The 18403-nt window shown below is 63.7% G+C and carries 13 protein-coding genes; 12 read left to right on the forward strand and 1 reads right to left on the reverse strand.

What is annotated here, in order from left to right; translation table 11 throughout:
- The first annotated feature begins 377 nt into the window (after positions 1-377).
- The 3 genes from rpoB to HGK58_RS03770 all read left to right on the forward strand — a co-directional run bounded on the left by rpoB (position 378) and on the right by HGK58_RS03770 (position 9702).
- Positions 378-3872 carry a DNA-directed RNA polymerase subunit beta gene (gene rpoB, locus HGK58_RS03760; protein ID WP_168626184.1) on the forward strand — a complete coding sequence of 1165 codons (3495 nt, stop codon included), beginning with the start codon at positions 378-380 and terminating at the stop codon, positions 3870-3872.
- Between the two features lie 47 nt (positions 3873-3919).
- Positions 3920-7804, forward strand: a complete 3885-nt coding sequence (locus HGK58_RS03765; protein ID WP_168626185.1) for a DNA-directed RNA polymerase subunit beta' — start codon at positions 3920-3922, stop codon at positions 7802-7804.
- 260 nt (positions 7805-8064) lie between these two features.
- Entirely contained in the window at positions 8065-9702 is a 1638-nt protein-coding gene (locus HGK58_RS03770) for an ATPase, T2SS/T4P/T4SS family (protein ID WP_210422589.1), read from the forward strand.
- A 130-nt stretch (positions 9703-9832) separates the two neighbouring features.
- On the opposite strand, the gene HGK58_RS03775 is transcribed toward HGK58_RS03770, so the two are convergent.
- Positions 9833-9994 (reverse strand): hypothetical protein, encoded by a 162-nt coding sequence (locus tag HGK58_RS03775; protein ID WP_168625522.1) that lies wholly within the window; start codon positions 9992-9994, stop codon positions 9833-9835.
- A 256-nt stretch (positions 9995-10250) separates the two neighbouring features.
- Here HGK58_RS03775 and HGK58_RS03780 point away from each other — a divergent pair, with 256 nt between their 5' ends.
- The 9 genes from HGK58_RS03780 to HGK58_RS03820 all read left to right on the forward strand — a co-directional run bounded on the left by HGK58_RS03780 (position 10251) and on the right by HGK58_RS03820 (position 18393).
- Positions 10251-11525, forward strand: coding sequence for a type IV pilus twitching motility protein PilT (locus tag HGK58_RS03780; protein WP_210422590.1), 1275 nt, complete (start codon positions 10251-10253; stop codon positions 11523-11525).
- A complete protein-coding gene (locus tag HGK58_RS03785; protein ID WP_168626187.1) occupies positions 11525-12751 on the forward strand; it encodes a type II secretion system F family protein in 1227 nt (408 codons plus the stop codon). The genes HGK58_RS03780 and HGK58_RS03785 overlap by 1 nt, the downstream gene beginning before the upstream one ends.
- Before the next feature lie 155 nt (positions 12752-12906).
- Complete coding sequence (locus tag HGK58_RS13885; protein ID WP_210422591.1) at positions 12907-13347, forward strand: prepilin-type N-terminal cleavage/methylation domain-containing protein; 441 nt, start codon at positions 12907-12909, stop codon at positions 13345-13347.
- Positions 13348-13430: 83 nt separating this feature from the next.
- Positions 13431-13868: a prepilin-type N-terminal cleavage/methylation domain-containing protein gene (locus HGK58_RS03795; RefSeq protein WP_168626188.1), complete on the forward strand. Its 438-nt coding sequence runs from the start codon at positions 13431-13433 to the stop codon at positions 13866-13868.
- Positions 13865-14425, forward strand: a complete 561-nt coding sequence (locus tag HGK58_RS03800) for a hypothetical protein (RefSeq protein ID WP_168626189.1) — start codon at positions 13865-13867, stop codon at positions 14423-14425. The genes HGK58_RS03795 and HGK58_RS03800 overlap by 4 nt, the downstream gene beginning before the upstream one ends.
- The gene (locus HGK58_RS03805; protein WP_168626190.1) at positions 14416-15834 is read left to right on the forward strand and encodes a hypothetical protein; all 1419 of its coding nucleotides are present in this window, start codon (positions 14416-14418) and stop codon (positions 15832-15834) included. Before HGK58_RS03800 ends, HGK58_RS03805 begins: the two co-directional genes overlap by 10 nt.
- A 1-nt stretch (position 15835) precedes the next feature.
- Positions 15836-16651, forward strand: a complete 816-nt coding sequence (locus HGK58_RS03810; protein WP_168626191.1) for an A24 family peptidase — start codon at positions 15836-15838, stop codon at positions 16649-16651.
- A gap of 9 nt (positions 16652-16660) precedes the next feature.
- Positions 16661-17701, forward strand: a complete 1041-nt coding sequence (gene pilM / locus HGK58_RS03815) for a type IV pilus assembly protein PilM (RefSeq protein WP_168626192.1) — start codon at positions 16661-16663, stop codon at positions 17699-17701.
- Positions 17698-18393: a hypothetical protein gene (locus HGK58_RS03820; RefSeq protein ID WP_168626193.1), complete on the forward strand. Its 696-nt coding sequence runs from the start codon at positions 17698-17700 to the stop codon at positions 18391-18393. Before pilM ends, HGK58_RS03820 begins: the two co-directional genes overlap by 4 nt.
- Positions 18394-18403 lie beyond the last annotated feature (10 nt).

Consider the following 18403-nt stretch of genomic DNA (forward strand, 5'->3'; position numbering starts at 1 on the left):
GGCTGACGGCTACCCCTGTTATGCAGGACATTCGGTCTCGTTCGGGCCCGGATCCCAATAAAGCCGCCCCAGAAGGCACTATCTCCTGCACAACAAGGGATGTCCTGCACAACAGGACGGGGGTGGACGGTCGGCCGGGTTACGTATACCTGAAAACGCGATCTCGGTCAAGAATTCGGCTGGACACGGCGTGCCGCCTCGCCTATGATGGTTCTTTGCGCTCCCAGATAATCTGTGCCTTCATATTGCGGTCGGCTGCGCGTGCCCGGATGACTCATCCATCGGCATAACCCTATGAGGTTCTGGCGAGCGATCACCCCACACAACACCACCTACAGTAAAGGGCCTTTAGAGCTGGCCCACCGGAGGTTATTTCCTTGGCTGCTGCGCGCAACGCATCCACCAGCAAGACTCTCAAGAACGGTCGCTCAGCTTCGCGGCTTTCGTTCGCCAAAATCACTGACACGCTAACAGTTCCCGATCTGCTCGCACTGCAGACCGAGAGCTTCGATTGGCTCGTCGGAAACGACAACTGGATTCAGCGCGCCGCTGCCGCCAAGGCCGCCGGTCGCCAGGACCTCCCGTCGCTCACCGGCCTCGAGGAGATCTTTGAGGAGATCTCCCCGATCGAGGACATCGGCGAGACGATGCAGCTGTCGTTCACCAACCCCTTCCTGGAGGAGAAGAAGTACTCGATCGACGAGTGCAAGGAGAAGGGCAAGACCTACGCTGCCCCGCTCTACGTCGAAGCCGAGTTCATGAACCACCTCACCGGTGAGATCAAGACCCAGACGGTCTTCATGGGCGACTTCCCGCTCATGACCCCCAAGGGCACGTTCATCATCAACGGCACCGAGCGTGTTGTCGTCTCCCAGCTCGTCCGTTCGCCCGGTGTCTACTTCGACCGCACCCCGGAGAAGACCAGCGACAAGGACATCTACTCGGCCCGCATCATCCCGAGCCGGGGCGCATGGCTCGAGTTCGAGATCGACAAGCGCGACCAGGTCGGCGTTCGCATCGACCGCAAGCGCAAGCAGTCCGTCACGGTGTTCCTCAAGGCGCTTGGCATGACGAGCGAGGAGATCCTCGACGAGTTCAAGGGCTACGCGTCCATCGAGGCGACCCTGGAGAAGGACACCGTCCTCACCAAGGAAGAGGCGCTCAAGGACATCTACCGCAAGCTCCGCCCGGGCGAGCAGGTGGCTGCCGAGGCCGCGCGTGCGCTCCTCGACAACTTCTACTTCAACCCGAAGCGCTACGACCTCGCAAAGGTCGGTCGGTACAAGATCAACCGCAAGCTCGGAATCGACGCACCGCTGTCCGACTCCGTGCTCACGCAGGCCGACATCATCGCGACGATCAAGTACCTCGTCGCGCTGCACGAGGAGCAGACGACCATCCAGGGCGTCCGTGACGGCAAGAAGGTCGACATCCGCCTCGACGTGGACGACATCGACCACTTCGGCAACCGTCGCATCCGCGCGGTGGGCGAGCTCATCCAGAACCAGGTCCGCACCGGTCTGTCCCGCATGGAGCGCGTCGTCCGCGAACGCATGACCACGCAGGACATCGAGGCCATCACGCCGCAGACGCTCATCAACGTGCGCCCGGTCGTCGCCGCGATCAAGGAGTTCTTCGGAACGAGCCAGCTGTCGCAGTTCATGGACCAGAACAACCCGCTCGCGGGTCTGACCCACAAGCGTCGCCTGTCGGCGCTCGGCCCCGGTGGTCTGTCGCGTGAGCGTGCAGGCGTCGAAGTCCGTGACGTCCACCCGTCGCACTACGGCCGCATGTGCCCGATCGAGACCCCTGAAGGCCCGAACATCGGCCTCATCGGCTCGCTCGCGACCTTCGCGCGGATCAACTCGTTCGGCTTCATCGAGACGCCGTACCGCCGTGTCGTCAAGGGCAAGGTCACCGAGAACATCGACTACCTCACCGCAAGCGAGGAAGACGAGTTCGTCGTCGCACAGGCCAACGCGCCGCTGACCGCCGACTCCCGCTTCGCTGAGGAGCGCGTGCTCGCGCGGTCCAAGGGCGGCGAGGTCGACCTGTTCACGCACGACGAGATCGGCTACATGGATGTCTCGCCGCGCCAGATGGTGTCGGTCGCGACGTCGCTCATCCCGTTCCTCGAGCACGACGACGCGAACCGCGCCCTCATGGGTGCGAACATGCAGCGTCAGGCCGTCCCGCTGCTGCGCAGCGAGAGCCCGCTGGTCGGGACCGGTATGGAGGGCTACGCAGCCATCGACGCCGGTGACGTCGTCACCGCTACCAAGGCCGGTGTCGTCTCCGAGGTGTCGGCGGATGTCGTCACCATTCAGCTCGACGAGGGCGGCACGCAGGACTACTACCTGCGCAAGTTCGACCGCTCCAACCAGGGCACGAGCTACAACCACCGCGTCATCGTCGGCGCGGGTGACCGCGTCGAGGCCGGCGAGGTCATCGCGGATGGCCCCGCCACCGAGAACGGTGAGCTCGCGCTGGGCAAGAACCTGCTTGTCGCGTTCATGCCGTGGGAAGGCCACAACTTCGAAGACGCGATCATCCTCAGCCAGAACCTGGTCAAGGACGACGTGCTCTCCTCGATCCACATCGAGGAGTACGAGGTCGACGCTCGCGACACCAAGCTGGGCAAGGAGGAGATCACCCGTGACCTCCCCAACGTCAGCCCCGAGCTGCTCGCCGACCTTGACGAGCGCGGCATCATCCGCATCGGCGCCGAGGTCCGCCCCGGTGACATCCTCGTCGGCAAGGTGACCCCGAAGGGTGAGACCGAGCTGTCGGCCGAGGAGCGCCTGCTGCGCGCGATCTTCAACGAGAAGAGCCGCGAGGTCCGTGACACGAGCCTCAAGGTGCCCCACGGTGAAGAGGGAACCGTCATCGGCGTGAAGGTGTTCGACGCGCAGGACGGCGACGACGAGCTCGGCTCGGGCGTCAACCAGCGCGTTGTCGTGTTCATCGCCCAGAAGCGCAAGATCACCGAGGGTGACAAGCTCGCTGGCCGTCACGGCAATAAGGGCGTCATCGCAAAGATCCTGCCGGTCGAGGACATGCCGTTCCTCGCCGACGGAACTCCGGTCGACATCATCCTGAACCCGCTCGGCGTGCCCGGTCGCATGAACTTCGGCCAGGTGCTGGAAATCCACCTCGGCTGGGCCGCGAAGCAGGGCTGGGACGTGGACCGCAAGCAGAAGTGGGCCGCCGGCCTGCCCGAGGCTGCGCACACCGCCGAGCCCGGCACCCGCGTCGCCACCCCGGTGTTCGACGGTGCGTCGGAGGAGGAGATCGCTGGTCTGCTCGACTCAACCCGCCCGAACCGTGACGGCGAGCGTCTGATCGGCTCCACCGGCAAGACCGTGCTCTTCGACGGTCGCAGCGGCGAGCCCTTCCCGGACCCGATCTCGGTCGGCTACATGTACATCCTGAAGCTGCACCACCTGGTCGACGACAAGATCCACGCGCGTTCGACCGGACCGTACTCGATGATCACCCAGCAGCCGCTCGGTGGTAAGGCGCAGTTCGGTGGCCAGCGCTTCGGTGAGATGGAGGTGTGGGCGCTCGAGGCATACGGTGCCGCGTACGCCCTGCAGGAGCTGCTCACGATCAAGTCCGACGACATCCTCGGCCGCGTCAAGGTCTACGAGGCGATCGTCAAGGGCGAGAACATCCAGGAGCCCGGCATTCCGGAGTCGTTCAAGGTCCTCATCAAGGAAATGCAGTCGCTGTGCCTGAACGTCGAGGTGCTCTCGGCGGATGGCCAGACGGTCAGCCTCAAGGACACGGATGACGAGGTCTTCCGTGCCGCTGAAGAGCTCGGCATCAACATTTCCGCGCGGTTCGAGAACTCGTCCATCGACGAGATCTGACCTGCAGCCAACGACGAATTTCCAAGATTTCTACAACAGGAGACAAATTGCTCGACGTTACAACGTTTGATGAGCTGCGCATCGGCCTCGCAACGGCTGATGACATCCGTCGCTGGTCGCACGGTGAGGTCAAGAAGCCCGAGACGATCAACTACCGCACGCTGAAGCCCGAGAAAGACGGCCTCTTCGGAGAGCAGATCTTCGGCCCCAGCCGTGACTGGGAGTGTGCCTGCGGCAAGTACAAGCGCGTGCGCTTCAAGGGCATCGTCTGTGAGCGCTGCGGCGTCGAGGTCACCAAGTCCTCGGTCCGTCGCGAGCGCATGGGCCACATCGAGCTCGCCGCGCCGGTCACCCACATCTGGTACTTCAAGGGTGTCCCCAGCCGTCTCGGCTACCTGCTCGACATGGCGCCGAAGGACCTCGAGAAGGTCATCTACTTCGCCGCGTACATGATCATCTCGGTCGACGAGGATGCTCGTCACGCCGACATGCCTGGCCTTGAGAACGAGCTTCGCCTCGAGATCAAGGAGCTGGAGAACCAGCGCGACGCCCGCGTCGCCGAGCGCCTGCAGAAGCTCGAAGAGGACCTCGCGGCCCTCGAGGCTGAGGGTGCGAAGGCCGACCAGAAGCGTCGCACCAAGGACGGCGGCGAGAAGGAGATGTCGCAGATCCGCAAGTCGTACGACGAGCAGATCAGCCACCTCGAGCGCGTGTGGGACGACTTCCGCAATCTCAAGGTCGGCGACCTCAAGCCCGAGGACGCCGTGTTCCACGAGCTGCAGGACCGCTTCGGCATCTACTTCGAGGGCTACATGGGCGCCGAGGCGATCAAGCGTCGCCTCGAGAGCTTCGACCTCCAGGCATCCTCTGACGAGTTGCACGACCAGATCGCCAACGGCAAGGGCCAGAAGAAGATCCGCGCGATCAAGCGACTCCGTGTCGTGAACTCGTTCCTGCAGACCGGCAACTCGCCGGCGGCAATGGTTCTCGACGTGGTCCCGGTGATCCCGCCGGAGCTGCGCCCGATGGTCCAGCTGGACGGTGGCCGCTTCGCGACCTCCGACCTGAACGACCTGTACCGTCGTGTGATCAACCGCAACAACCGTCTGCGTCGTCTGCTCGACCTCGGTGCTCCCGAGATCATCGTGAACAACGAGAAGCGGATGCTGCAGGAGGCCGTCGACGCACTGTTCGACAACGGCCGCCGCGGTCGCCCCGTCACCGGTACCGGCAACCGCGCCCTGAAGTCCCTCAGCGACATGCTGAAGGGAAAGCAGGGTCGTTTCCGCCAGAACCTGCTGGGCAAGCGCGTCGACTACTCGGGCCGTTCGGTCATCGTGGTCGGCCCGCAGCTCAAGCTGCACCAGTGCGGTCTGCCGAAGCAGATGGCGCTCGAGCTGTTCAAGCCGTTCGTCATCAAGCGTCTCATCGACCTCAGCCACGCTCAGAACATCAAGAGCGCCAAGCGCATGGTCGAGCGCAGCCGTCCGCAGGTCTGGGACGTGCTCGAGGAGATCATCCGCGAGCGCCCGGTGCTGCTGAACCGCGCACCAACCCTGCACCGCCTCGGCATCCAGGCGTTCGAGCCGCAGCTCGTCGAAGGTAAGGCGATCCAGCTGCACCCGCTCGTGTGTGCCGCGTTCAACGCCGACTTCGACGGCGACCAGATGGCAGTCCACCTGCCGCTGTCGGTCGAGGCTCAGGCCGAGGCGCGCGTGCTCATGCTCGCGTCGAACAACATCCTGAAGCCGTCGGATGGCCGCCCGGTGACGCTGCCCACGCAGGACATGATCATCGGCCTGCACCACCTGACCACGGTCAAGGAGGGCGCGACCGGTGAGGGCCGTGCGTTCTCATCCGTCGCCGAGGCGATCCTCGCGAAGGACCAGGCAACGCTCGACCTGAACGCCAAGGTGCGCATCCGGCTCGAGAACATCGTGCCGGGTGACGTCGAGGCGCCGGAAGGCTGGGAAGCCGGTCAGCCGCTCATGCTGGAGACGACCCTCGGTCGCGCGCTCTTCAACGAAACGCTGCCGGAGGACTACCCGTGGGTTGAGGCTGTTGCCGACAAGGGCAAGCTGTCCGCGATCGTCAACGACCTCGCCGAGCGCTACCCGAAGGTGGAGGTCGCAGCGACGCTCGACCGCATCAAGGACGCCGGCTTCTACTGGGCGACCCGCTCCGGTGTGACCGTTGCTCTCTCCGACGTGCTGACCCCGCCGAACAAGCGCGAGATCATCGGCAACTACGAGAAGCAGGCCGCCAAGGTGCAGTCGCAGTTCGAGAAGGGCCTCACGACCGACGCCGAGCGTCGTCAGGAGCTCATCGAGATCTGGAACAAGGCCACCACCGAGGTTGCCCGCGCGATGGAGGACAACCTCCCCGCCGACAACAACATCAACCGCATGGTCACCTCTGGTGCTCGTGGTAACTGGATGCAGGTTCGTCAGATCGCCGGTATGCGTGGTCTGGTGTCGAACCCGAAGGGTGAGATCATCCCGCGTCCGATCATCTCGAGCTACCGCGAGGGCCTCTCGGTCGCGGAGTACTTCATCGCGACGCACGGTGCCCGTAAGGGTCTTGCTGACACGGCGCTCCGCACCGCGGACTCCGGCTACCTGACCCGTCGTCTCGTGGACGTCTCGCAGGATGTCATCATCCGCGAGGACGACTGCGGCACCTCGAAGGGCCTCGAGCTGGCCGTCGCCGCGCCGAACTCGGAGGGCGTGCTCGTTCGCGACCCGAACATCGAGAACTCGCTCTACGGCCGCAGCCTGTCTTCGGATGCTGTGGACGACAAGGGCCAGGTCGTCGCCCCCGCTGGCGAGGACATCGGCGATGTGATGATCGACAAGCTCATCACGGCCGGCATCACGCGCGTCAAGGTGCGCTCGGTGCTGACCTGTGAGTCGGCCGTCGGTGTCTGCGCGGCCTGCTACGGCCGTTCGCTCGCCACCGGCAAGCTCGTCGACATCGGTGAGGCCGTCGGCATCATCGCGGCGCAGTCGATCGGTGAGCCGGGAACGCAGCTGACGATGCGTACCTTCCACACCGGTGGTGTGGCATCCGCCGATGACATCACCCAGGGTCTGCCTCGTGTGACCGAGCTGTTCGAGGCGCGCACCCCGAAGGGTGCGAGCCCGATCGCAGAGGCCGCGGGCAAGATCACGATCGAGGACACCGACCGCAACCGCAAGCTGATCCTCACCCCCGACAACGGCGAGGAGCCGATCACCTACACGGTGCTCAAGCGCTCGACGTTGCTCATCGAGGACGGTCAGCACGTCGAACTGGGCCAGCAGCTGCACGTCGGCGCCGTCGACCCGAAGGAAGTCCTTCGTGTTCGCGGTGTGCGTGCGGTGCAGGAGCACCTCGTCGACGGTGTGCAGGGCGTGTACCGCTCGCAGGGTGTGCCGATCCACGACAAGCACATCGAGGTCATCGTCCGGCAGATGCTCCGCAAGGTAACCGTGGTCGACCACGGTGACACCGAGCTGCTGCCCGGTGAGCTCGTCGACCGCTCGCGGTACAACACGCTCAACCGTGCCGCGATCGTCGAGGGCAAGAAGCCGGCGACCGCCCGCGAGGAGGTCATGGGTATCACCAAGGCGTCGCTCGCGACCGAGTCGTGGCTGTCGGCCGCGTCGTTCCAGGAGACCACCCGGGTGCTCACCCAGGCGGCGATGGAGGGCAAGTCCGACCCGCTGATGGGCCTCAAGGAGAACGTGATCATCGGAAAGCTCATCCCGGCCGGTACCGGCCTGGCGAGCTACCGCAACGTCACGGTCGAGGCGACGGAAGAGGCGAAGGCCGAGCGCTACCCGAACCGCATCTTCGCGGACGAGGGTTCGTTCACCGAGTCCGACCTGTCATTCGTCGACTTCGACACCTTCAGCTCGGATGACATGAGCTCGGGCGGCAACTACAGCTAGTCCCGGCGTTCAATCACGCGAAAGGGCCCGTCACTGCAGGTGGCGGGCCTTTTTGTGCGCTAGTTTCGTCACATCCGTCACTCCTGCCACACGCCCCCCATCTGCGGGTATAGCGAAACGCCCTCGATTGCCGGTAGTTTTGGCATTCGACGTAGTATCGCCGTCGGTCATACCCGACTGGTCAATGGCGGATAGTACGCAGGGGGCTTGGGGGAGTACCAGTGGCATCTCTAACGGAGATTCTCATTTTGCGTGGCGTCATGCCCATCGAGAGCCTCGACTCGGTTCCGAATGGCTGGGGCGAGGAGGAGCAGTCCGTCCGGATGCTCGTCGAGAAGGGTGTGCTCACCGAGGCGCAGGTCGCGTCGGCGCGTGCCGCCCAGGCCGGCCTTCCGTTCGTCGAGCTCATCGAATACCCCGTTGACCGCACCGCGGTTTCGATGGTCCCCGCGGCGCTGTGCCGCAGGCACGAGGTCATCCCGATCGCGCTGGCCGAGGACATCCTGACGCTCGCCATGGTCGACCCGGGCAACGTCTTCGCGGTCGACGATGTGCGCACGGCAACCCGGATGCGCGTGAGCGTGGTGGTCGCCGAGAAGAGCGACCTGCTCGCGGCGATCGACCGCTACCACCGCGCCGATGGGGAACTCGACGAACTCCGCTCCGCTCTGGAGGAGGAGAACGAGACCGCAGGGACGGACGTCGCACTCGCGGGCCCGCAGGAGCCGTCGCAGGATGACGCGCCGATCGTGCGCTTCGTCAACCTGCTGATCAGCCAGGCCATCCAGGACCGCGCATCCGACATCCACATCGAGCCCGCCGAGCGCGAGCTGATCGTGCGCTACCGCATCGACGGCGTTATGCACGAGATGCAGCGCGCACCGCGCACGATCACGAACGGCGTCATCTCCCGCCTGAAGATCATGAGCGATATCGACATCGCCGAGCGTCGCAAGCCGCAGGACGGCCGCATGTCGGTCAGCCACGGCGGCCGCAAGATCGACCTTCGTGTCGCGACCCTGCCCACGGTGTGGGGCGAGAAGGTCGTCATGCGTATCCTCGACACCTCCGGTGCGCAGCGTTCGCTCAGCGACCTGACGATGCTCGATCGCAACATGGCTGCCTACCAGTCATCCTTCACCAAGCCGTACGGCATGATCCTGGTCACCGGTCCGACGGGCTCCGGTAAGTCGACGACGCTGTACACCACGCTGCACGCGGTCGCGAAGCCGGAGATCAACGTCATCACGGTTGAGGACCCGGTCGAGTACCGGATGCCCGGCATCAACCAGGTGCAGGTGAACGTGAAGGCGGGCCTCACGTTCGCGAGTGCACTGCGGTCGATTCTGCGTTCTGACCCGGATGTCGTGCTCATAGGTGAGATCCGTGACCAGGAGACCGCTCAGATCGCGATCGAGGCCGCGCTCACCGGTCACCTCGTGCTGTCGACGCTGCACACCAACGACGCTCCGAGCGCCGTGACGCGTCTGACCGAGATGGACATCGAGCCGTTCCTCGTCGGTTCCGCGCTGGATGCTGTCGTCGCGCAACGTCTGGCTCGTCGCCTGTGCGACCGCTGCCGTGTGCCGTACCAGCCGGACCCGGTCGAGCTGTCGGCCATGCGCTTCGTGATGGACCCGACCCAGCAGATCCCGACGCTGTTCCACCCGGGCGGATGCCAGTACTGCTCCGGCACCGGCTACCGCGGCCGTGTTGCGATTCACGAGGTCATGCTCGTCACCGAGGAGATCGAACGGCACGCGGTCGACCGGTCGTCCGCTGCCGAGATCGCCCGCACCGCACGTGAGCAGGGGATGCTGACGCTGCGGGAGGACGGTTGGGAGAAGGCCAAGATGGGCCTGACGTCCGTCGAAGAAATCTTGAGGGTGGTCGCCTGATCGGGCGAACACACACGTAGTAAACAGGGGGAACCACCATGGACAAGCCGGTACACGAGATTCCGATCGTGGACGAACCGAGCGACTTGCGTCGCCGCGGGAACGCCATGGGTGGTGGAATCGCGTCGCCCTACGAGACAGCCCCTCCGCCCATGCTGGGGCCGGATGGCAAGCCCGTTCCGCCTGCGCCGCCTGCTGGCGCGATGCCGCCTCCGCCGTCGGCTGCCGCTCCATTGCCGCCGATGGCGCCGCCGGTGATCCCGCCGGGCAGCACCCCTGCGGTCGGGTACATGCCGCCGCCTCCACCGCCGATCTCCACCTCGCCGCTCGCGGCCCCGACCTTCTCGACGACAGCTCCTCCGCAGCCGGCCGCTTCCTACACTCCGCCGGCCTTCCCGCCGCCCGCACCGGCCACGCCCACGCAACCCGCACCTGCGTACAGCGCGCCATCCGTGCCCGTGCCCGTTGCCGAGCCATCAGCCGCCCCGGCGAGCCCGAGCCCGGTGTACGACCTTCCTGACTATGGTTCGGGAATGGGGGAACCGAGCATGGCCGATACGAAGGTCCATGACCTCGCGGCCAACACCGCTGACACGAGGGTCCATGACCTCGCGGCCGACGCCGCTGACTCGACCGACGACTTTCTCCAGAAGGAAGCCGACTTTACGCCGCTGGACCCGTCGATCCCGTCGCCCGACCAGGCCGACCCGGACCTGATCGCAGCGCTTCGGCTGGTGCTCTCGAGCGGTGCATCCGACCTCCACGTGAGCTCCAATGCGCCGCCGATGATCCGCATCGATGGTGCGCTGCGTCCGGTCGAAGGTGCGGAGGTGTGGAGTGCCGAGCGTGTCTCGCGCGCCCTGCGCAGCATCGTCTCGCCACACCAGAGCAAGGCGTTCGACGAGAACCTCGAACTCGACTTCGCGTACACGGTGTCGGAGCAGGCTCGTTTCCGTGTGAACTTCTATCAGCAGCGCGCCGCGATCGGCGGGGCGTTCCGTATCATCCCGACCGAGATCAAGCGTCTCGAGCAGCTGGGCGTTCCGGACACCGTCGCGCGTTTCGCCGAGCTGCCGCGTGGCCTGGTGCTTGTCACCGGACCGACCGGTTCCGGCAAGTCGACGACGCTCGCCGCGCTCATCGACTTGGTGAACCGCACGCGCACCGACCACATCGTGACGGTCGAGGACCCGATCGAGTTCATGCACCAGAACAAGAAGGCGCTGGTCAACCAGCGTGAGGTCGGCAGCGACACGCACAGCTTCGCCAACGCGCTGAAGCACGTGCTGCGTCAGGACCCGGATGTGATCCTGATCGGTGAGCTCCGTGACCTGGAGACCATCTCGGTCGCCCTCACGGCGGCGGAAACCGGTCACCTGGTCTTCGCGACGCTGCACACGCAGGATGCGCCGCAGACCATCGACCGTGTCATCGACGTCTTCCCGCCGCACCAGCAGGGGCAGGTGCGCGCCCAGCTGGCCGCAACCATTCAGGGTGTGGTCTGTCAGACCCTCGTGAAGTCGGCCAACGGCAAGGGTCGTGTTGTCGCAACCGAGGTCATGGTCGCGACGCCTGCCGTCGCCAACCTCATCCGCGAGGGCAAGACCTACCAGATCCACTCGACTATGCAGGCCGGCCGCGAACTCGGCATGTTTACCATGGACCAGCACTTGGCCGACCTCGCGAACGAGGGCAAGATCACCATCAAGGCCGCCTACGACAAGTGCCACGATCCTGAGACGCTCAAGCGGCTCATCCGTCGCGATGACGCAGCTCCCGGCCAGTTCGGGTTCGGCGACAGCTTCAAGGGCGGTGGAATTTAGTGGCCGCTGTAATCACCACCTACCAATACAAGGGTCGGGACGCGGCGGGCAAAGCGGTCAAGGGCAAGATTGACGGAGCGAGCGAGGCCGCGGTCAACTCACGCCTGCGCGGCATGGGCATCACGCCGACCGAGGTCAAGGAAGGCGGCACGGGTCTCAACCAGGAGATTTCGTTCGGCTCGCTTTTCGAGAAGAAGGTCGATCTCAAGGACCTCGCGGTCATGTCACGTCAGATGGCGACGATGATCTCGGCTGGACTGTCGCTCATGCGGACACTCACGATCCTCACCGAGCAAAGCGAGAACCCGAAACTTGCCGCAACCTTGGACAGGATTCGCATCGACGTAGAGGCGGGTGCGTCGTTGTCCGAGGCGATGGCCCGCCACTCGATTGTGTTCCCACCGCTCATGATCAACATGGTGCGCGCCGGTGAGACAGGCGGCTTCCTGGAGGGATCGCTGCTCTCACTCGCGGAAAACTACGAATCGGAAGTGAAACTGCGGGGCACCATCAAGTCCGCCATGACGTACCCCGTCGTGGTGTTGATCATGGCTCTTCTCGCCGTCGTCGCGATGCTCATCTTCATCGTGCCGGTTTTCGAGGCGATGTTCGAGGGCCTCGGGGGAACGCTTCCCCTCCCGACGATGTTCCTCGTGTGGATGTCGGACATCATGGTCTGGCTCGGGCCAGTGCTGCTCGTTGCCATTGTTGTGTTCTCGGTTTGGTGGGGCAAGAACAAGAACACGGAGAGGGTACGGAAGGTGGTCGACCCCTGGAAGCTCAAGCTTCCGGTGTTCGGCCCGCTGATGACGAAGATCGCCATCGCACGATTCACCCGAAACTTCTCAACCATGATGAAATCCGGTGTGCCGATCATGCAGTCGCTCACCATCGTCGGCGCAACTTCCGGCAACTGGGTCATCGAGGAGTCCCTCAAGCAAGTACGAGATTCCGTGCGTCAGGGAAAGACCATCGCAGCGCCGCTCGCTGAACAACCGGTGTTCCCGTCCATGGTCGTGCAGATGATGGCTGTTGGTGAGGATTCCGGCTCTCTCGAGACCATGCTTGCCAAGATCTCCGACTTCTACGACCAAGAAGTCGAGTCCACAACAGAACAACTCACCGCTTTGATCGAACCGCTCATGATCGCGTTCATGGGCGTAGTGCTCGGTGGAATGATCGTTGCCCTGTACCTGCCGGTCTTCAACATCTTCGAACTTGTATGACGGAAGCTCTGTCCCGCTTATTGGGGGTAGGTCGCACGCCATAAAGCCCGATTGCGGGCTAGTAAAGGCTTCACAGCATCTGTCAAGGTTTACGTGGGGGCTAATCCTTTGGGGGCCACCTGTCCACAGAAGTCACTGAACAGGATTGGAAAATCATGCTGACTGCAATCACTCGCTCGCTTGAGAAGAAGCGCGAACGACTCGAGAACAACGAAAAGGGCTTCACCCTGATCGAGCTCCTCGTGGTCGTCATCATCATCGGCGTCCTCGCCGCGATCGCCATCCCGGTGTTCCTTGGCCAGCAGGAAGGCGCGCGCGACAGCGCCGTCGTCTCCGCAATGAACAACGCCAAGACCGAGCTCGTCGCCGAGATGGTGAAGCAGGATGGCTGGCCGACAGCGCCGGCAGCAGCAGCCGTTGTTGCCAAGTTCGCCGTCGATGGTGTGAACCTTGTCCTGACCGGCAACGCAGCAGGGTTCTGCATCCAGGGTGACCACGACTCGAACACGACCACCTTCGCGGTCGATGACAAGGGCGGCGTGAAGGGCAAGACCGGCACTTCGGCAACCTGCGTCGCAAACGTGGCGACTCTGTAACACTGCGAGCGGCAAGTGGGGCGCCCTTTCCGGCGCCCCACTTGCCCGTCTCGTTCCACACTTTCGGAAAGGGGGTCCGAGTAGTGAAACTGCACCAACAAACGGATCTTCGATCCGACGAGTTCGGCTTCGGCCTCATCGAGATCATGGTCTCGATGTTTCTTCTTGCCCTCCTCGCGGTGTTCTTTCTCCCGACGCTGATCCAATCCATGCAGATCACTGTCACGAACACGACGACCGCAACCGCGAGCCAACTTGTCGCAGCGCAGCTCGACCAGGTGCGCGCTCTGACGCCGGACTGCGACACAGTGGCGGCGTTCGACGACGTGACACCACCCGCGACGACCGACGCCAGAGGCACGATCTATCAACCGCACGTGACCGTAGGCGCCTGCCCGGCCACCTTCCCCGGCGTCGTGCAGGTCGATGTGTGGGTAACCGAGCAGGGCAAGCCCCTTGACCGTCTCGCCGAAGCGGTCACACTCGTGTACGTCGGCACTCAGGCGGTCGTGACCCCATGAGAGACGAACGCGGCATAACTCTGGTCGAGCTGATCATCTACGCCATGTTGAGCGTCCTGATCCTCTCCATCGTCGGCGGGATGCTCGTGAATTCCTTGACCGCGGAGCGCATCGTCCGCGATTCGTCCCAGGCCAGCAATACCGGGCAGCTTGTCGCGCAGTCGGTCACACGGGGTGTCCGGATGGCGAGCAAACTCGAGGTCTCGACGCCGACGCCCGACAGCGTGGTGATGCGAGCGTTGATAGTCGATGACGCTCTGGCATCGCCCGCGACGGCTCATTGCGAGGCGTGGTACTTCGGCAACGGCGAGCTTCGTACAACCAGATCCCCGAGCGCTATCCCGATTCCAGGAAGCCATGCGGACGCCGAGGGCTGGACGCTGCTAGCAACGGGCGTCGCCGAGGTCGGCGCGAGGCCAGCCTTCAGCGTCACTGGACTTTCCGCGAACCTAGCGCTCGAACTTGATACCGGCGACAGTTCGCCGCTACTGATTGAGACCAGTGCAGTAAGTCGACAGCAGGCACCGCCAACGGAGGTTGCAACACTATGTTTCTGAACTCGCTCCTCAAGCGCAGCACGGATGAACGCGGCGCAGCCATGGTTGCCGTGCTTGGCATGACGGCGGTTACGGCGATCATCGGAATAACGGTGACCGGCTCGACAATCAACGCCCTGGCCACGACGAGCTCGGCGCGAGCCAGTGTGCAGTCTCTCGCGGCCGCCGAGTCCGGGCTCGACGTCGCCATCGCCGGCATGCAAGCGACCAACGGATGTTCGCTTGCCGGTGGTACCTGGGCCGCTGCGGCCACGCCGAGCTACTCCGCGCTGGTCGCCCACACCCGTGATGGCGGTGGCTCGTGGACCGACGGATGCCCAACCGACGACGCGACGCACATCCGCATCACGTCCACCGGCTTCGCTCAAGATCCAGGTGTAGCCGGGAGCACGAGCGGTGACAGTGTCAGCGTCGAGGCGATCTACAAGTGGGAACCCATCATCGCCTACGTTCCGATTGCTGGCGCAGCCGTGTACGCGCACGACATCAAGGGTGTGTTCAAGAAGTTCCAGCTGGACACAGTCGACGCCAGTGTCGCCACGTCCGTGATGATCAAGCACGGCGACCTCACCTGCACCAACGGCGCACGTATTGGTGGCGACCTCATCATGGGTGACGGTAACGCCCACTTGGACATGTGCGACGTCAGAGGATCAATGCACGTCAACGGCAACGTGTCGATCAACAAGAGCACAATCGGCGGCTCGATTCGCGCGACCGGTTCGCTGAACATCACCAACAGTTCTTACAACGCCGCGCTCGCAACCTCAGGCGGCAGCGTGCCCGCACCGAACATCCCCGATTGGACGGACATCGGCTGGGACCCCGCCTTCTGGACAGCTCAGGGCTTCAACATTGTTAACTGGACAGGCTCCTGCTCGATCGCGAAGAACAACTCGCCCTGGGAAAGCATCAGCGGATACACCACTCCCACGGTGATCAATTTCCTGGACAAATGTCCGACGACTGCGGTCACGACGGCCAACAGCATGAACTCCGTGCAGCTCAATGCAGACATTGTCTTTGTCGCTCACGAGTTCAAGTTCGACAAGCTCTACTTCACCTCGACAGGTACTCGGAACCTCACTTTCCTGGTGCCCGACTTCGCGCCCGACGGCCTGCCGACCTGCAACCCCCCCGGATCACTCACGGGCAACATCACCCTCACGAACGAGGCTAACTTCTCCACAAACATGGCCGCGATGCTCTATACGCCGTGCAAGGTCTACAGCGAACGCGACGGCTTCCGCGGGCAGATGTACGGGGGCGAAGTAGAGTTCAGGCAACAGGCCTCACTCGTCTATGTGCCGGTTGGGGTGACCGGTATCGACCTGTCGAACGGACTCACTAATCCGGTCCAGACCGGGGCGGAGCTGGGCGACTTCGTCAGCATGAGGGAGATCGGATAGCGTGATCGCCGCGCTGACGGGGTTGCTGGGGGCGGCCGTTGGATCTTTTCTCAACGTCGTCATCTTCCGCGTGCCCCAACGGCGGTCGGTGATCGCGCCCCGAAGCGCGTGTGGCTCGTGCGGATCCGCTATCCGGCCTTGGGATAACGTCCCGATCGTCTCCTGGCTCGTGCTGAGGGGGCGTTGCCGAGATTGTTCAGCAGCCATATCGCTCCGCTATCCGCTTGTTGAACTTGGAACCGCTGTCTTCTTCTGTGGAGTTGCAATCTGGGCGCTGGCGAACTTTGAGCCGGCAACCCTGCACGACTGGCTAGCGACCATTACGGTGCTCGCGGCGTTCCTTTACCTTGCCGCGGTCAGCATCGCACTGACCGCCATCGACCTCGAGACGAGCCTTCTTCCGAACGTGATCGTGCTGCCGTCGTACGTGGTCGCCGCGGTCCTATTGACGGCCGCAGCGCTCATCGTCGGCGACCCGGCCAGGCTGCTCACCGCTGCAGCCGGCGGTGCGATTCTGTTCGTTGCCTACCTCCTCATGGCGTTGCTGTACCCCGGCGGGATGGGGCTGGGCGACGTCAAACTAGCGGGAGTGCTCGGGATCTATCTCGGTTGGCTTGGCTGGGAAGAACTCGCCGTGGGTTCGTTCGCTGCCTTCCTTCTCGGCGGGCTGTTCAGTGTCATACTCGTCGTTGTGCGGAGGGCGGGCCGCCGGACCGCCATACCCTTCGGCCCGTGGATGCTCGTTGGGGCGTGGGTAGGTATTTTCGCGGGAGCGCCGGTGTTCTCTGGCTATCTCGCGCTGTTCGGACTGCAATAAGGGGGATCAATGCCGAAACGAATCGTTGGCCTGGACATAGGCCAGACCATGCTGAGGGCGGTGGAGCTCGAGGACCCGGACAAGGCACGGCCGAAAGTGGTTCGCTACCGCGAGGTGGCGATTCCCGAAGGCGTGGTTGACGCCGGTGAAGTGATCGAGACGAACACCGTGGCGACTCTGCTACGTCGACTCTGGATCGACGCCGGGTTCAAGACCAAAGAGGTGGCTATCGGCATCGGCAATCAAAAGGTGCTTGCTCGCGACCTGACGATTCCCCGCCAGTCTCGCGCTCTCATCCGGGAGTCTCTGCCGATGCACGTGCAGGACCTTCTTCCAGTTGCGGTGGATGACGCGCTGATGGACTTCTACCCGATTTCAGAAGGGCAAGGGGAGCACGGGCCGGTACTGACCGGACTCTTGGTTGCGGCCGTCAAGTCGGGCATCGAAGCGAATATCGCGGCGCTCAAGGAAGCCGGACTTTCGCCCGTTGACGTCGACCTGATTCCGTTCGCAATGCAGCGCGCTGTCGGAACGACAACACCCGAGACCAGCGCACTGATCGACATCGGGGCGGTGACGACCAACATCGTGCTTGTCACGGGTGGCGTTCCTCAATTCGTGCGCATCATCCCGATCGGAGGTGACGCAATCACTCGCGGACTCGCGGCGCAACTCGAAGTCGATGTGACAGAAGCCGAGAGCCTGAAGCGGACCATCGGGATGGATCCTGCCGGCATCACCGCAGAGCAGCAGCAAATCGCCAGAGCGGTATTCGAACTCTCAGGTGAGTTGCTCTACAGCATCCGCAACACCCTGAACTATTTTGCGAACTCTCGACCCAACGTGCAGATCGGCCGAATCACTCTCACAGGAGGCGGAGCGCGCCTCCGCGGGATCATCGCAGTGTTGGCTGAGATGACGCGAACTCCCGTCGACTTTGGCAATCCGTTCCAGAAGGTGGGAACTGCCAGGGGTTATCAGGCACCTGAACCGGCCGTCGCGGCGACGATGGCAGTGTCCGTCGGGCTGGCGTTGGGGAGCGGCTCATGAGCAAGCAGAAGAAGGAACAAGAACTCGTCATAGGCGGAGTCCCACGCGCGGATCTGCTTCCGCGCGAGGTTCGGCAAGCGGTGCGCGACAGACGCCGCAACCGCTATCTGGTGTACGGCGTGATTGCCGCTATCGGAGTTGCCGCGGTCGGTTCGGTGTACGCATTCGGGCAATCCCTCGCGAGCCAAACAGCGCTGGTGATCGAGCAGGCACGAACCGACGAACTAGTCAGCGAACAGGCCAAGTACAGTCTCGCTCGCGAGACTGCGGGCCAGATCGATGACATTGTGAAGGCACAAAGGCAGGGCGCTGCGACAGAGATCGACTGGAAGGCATACTTCGCAGAGATCGAGACGACTCTGCCCGAGGGAGTCACCGTCGTGTCCGTGGTGATCGACTCGATCTCCCCCGTTGAGGAACTGCCGGTGCAGGACATTCCGCTTCAACAAGGCTGGGTCGCATCGGTGACCATCGGTGTCGTCGGCGAAACCGTGCCCGACATCGAGGCCTGGCTCAACCGTCTGGCCGGAGTGACGGCGTATGCCGGGGTTGCACCTCCCGTGGAAGTATCAGAGAACGGTGGTGGCTACGCGGTCAGCGTCAAGCTGCTTGTGAACTCCGACGCCTATGCCCTTCGATTCGAAGACGCGAAAGCTCCGGAAAAGTCAAAGGATGCGGAGGTCGAGGAATGAATCGGTCACG

The sequence above is a fragment of the Cryobacterium sp. BB307 genome, assembly GCF_012274275.1.
In the GTDB taxonomy this organism is placed as follows: Bacteria; Actinomycetota; Actinomycetes; order Actinomycetales; family Microbacteriaceae; genus Terrimesophilobacter.

What these genes read in the sequence shown, in the direction of transcription:
- pilM (WP_168626192.1), top strand. Translation starts at nt 16,661, where the DNA reads ATGCCGAAACGAATCGTTGGCCTGGACATAGGCCAGACCATGCTGAGG.
- HGK58_RS03805 (WP_168626190.1), top strand. Translation starts at nt 14,416, where the DNA reads ATGTTTCTGAACTCGCTCCTCAAGCGCAGCACGGATGAACGCGGCGCA.
- HGK58_RS03800 (WP_168626189.1), top strand. Translation starts at nt 13,865, where the DNA reads ATGAGAGACGAACGCGGCATAACTCTGGTCGAGCTGATCATCTACGCC.
- HGK58_RS13885 (WP_210422591.1), top strand. Translation starts at nt 12,907, where the DNA reads ATGCTGACTGCAATCACTCGCTCGCTTGAGAAGAAGCGCGAACGACTC.
- HGK58_RS03820 (WP_168626193.1), top strand. Translation starts at nt 17,698, where the DNA reads ATGAGCAAGCAGAAGAAGGAACAAGAACTCGTCATAGGCGGAGTCCCA.
- HGK58_RS03775 (WP_168625522.1), bottom strand. Translation starts at nt 9,994, where the DNA reads ATGTACCCGACCGCAGGGGTGCTGCCCGGCGGGATCACCGGCGGCGCC.
- HGK58_RS03770 (WP_210422589.1), top strand. Translation starts at nt 8,065, where the DNA reads ATGCCCATCGAGAGCCTCGACTCGGTTCCGAATGGCTGGGGCGAGGAG.
- HGK58_RS03780 (WP_210422590.1), top strand. Translation starts at nt 10,251, where the DNA reads ATGGCCGATACGAAGGTCCATGACCTCGCGGCCAACACCGCTGACACG.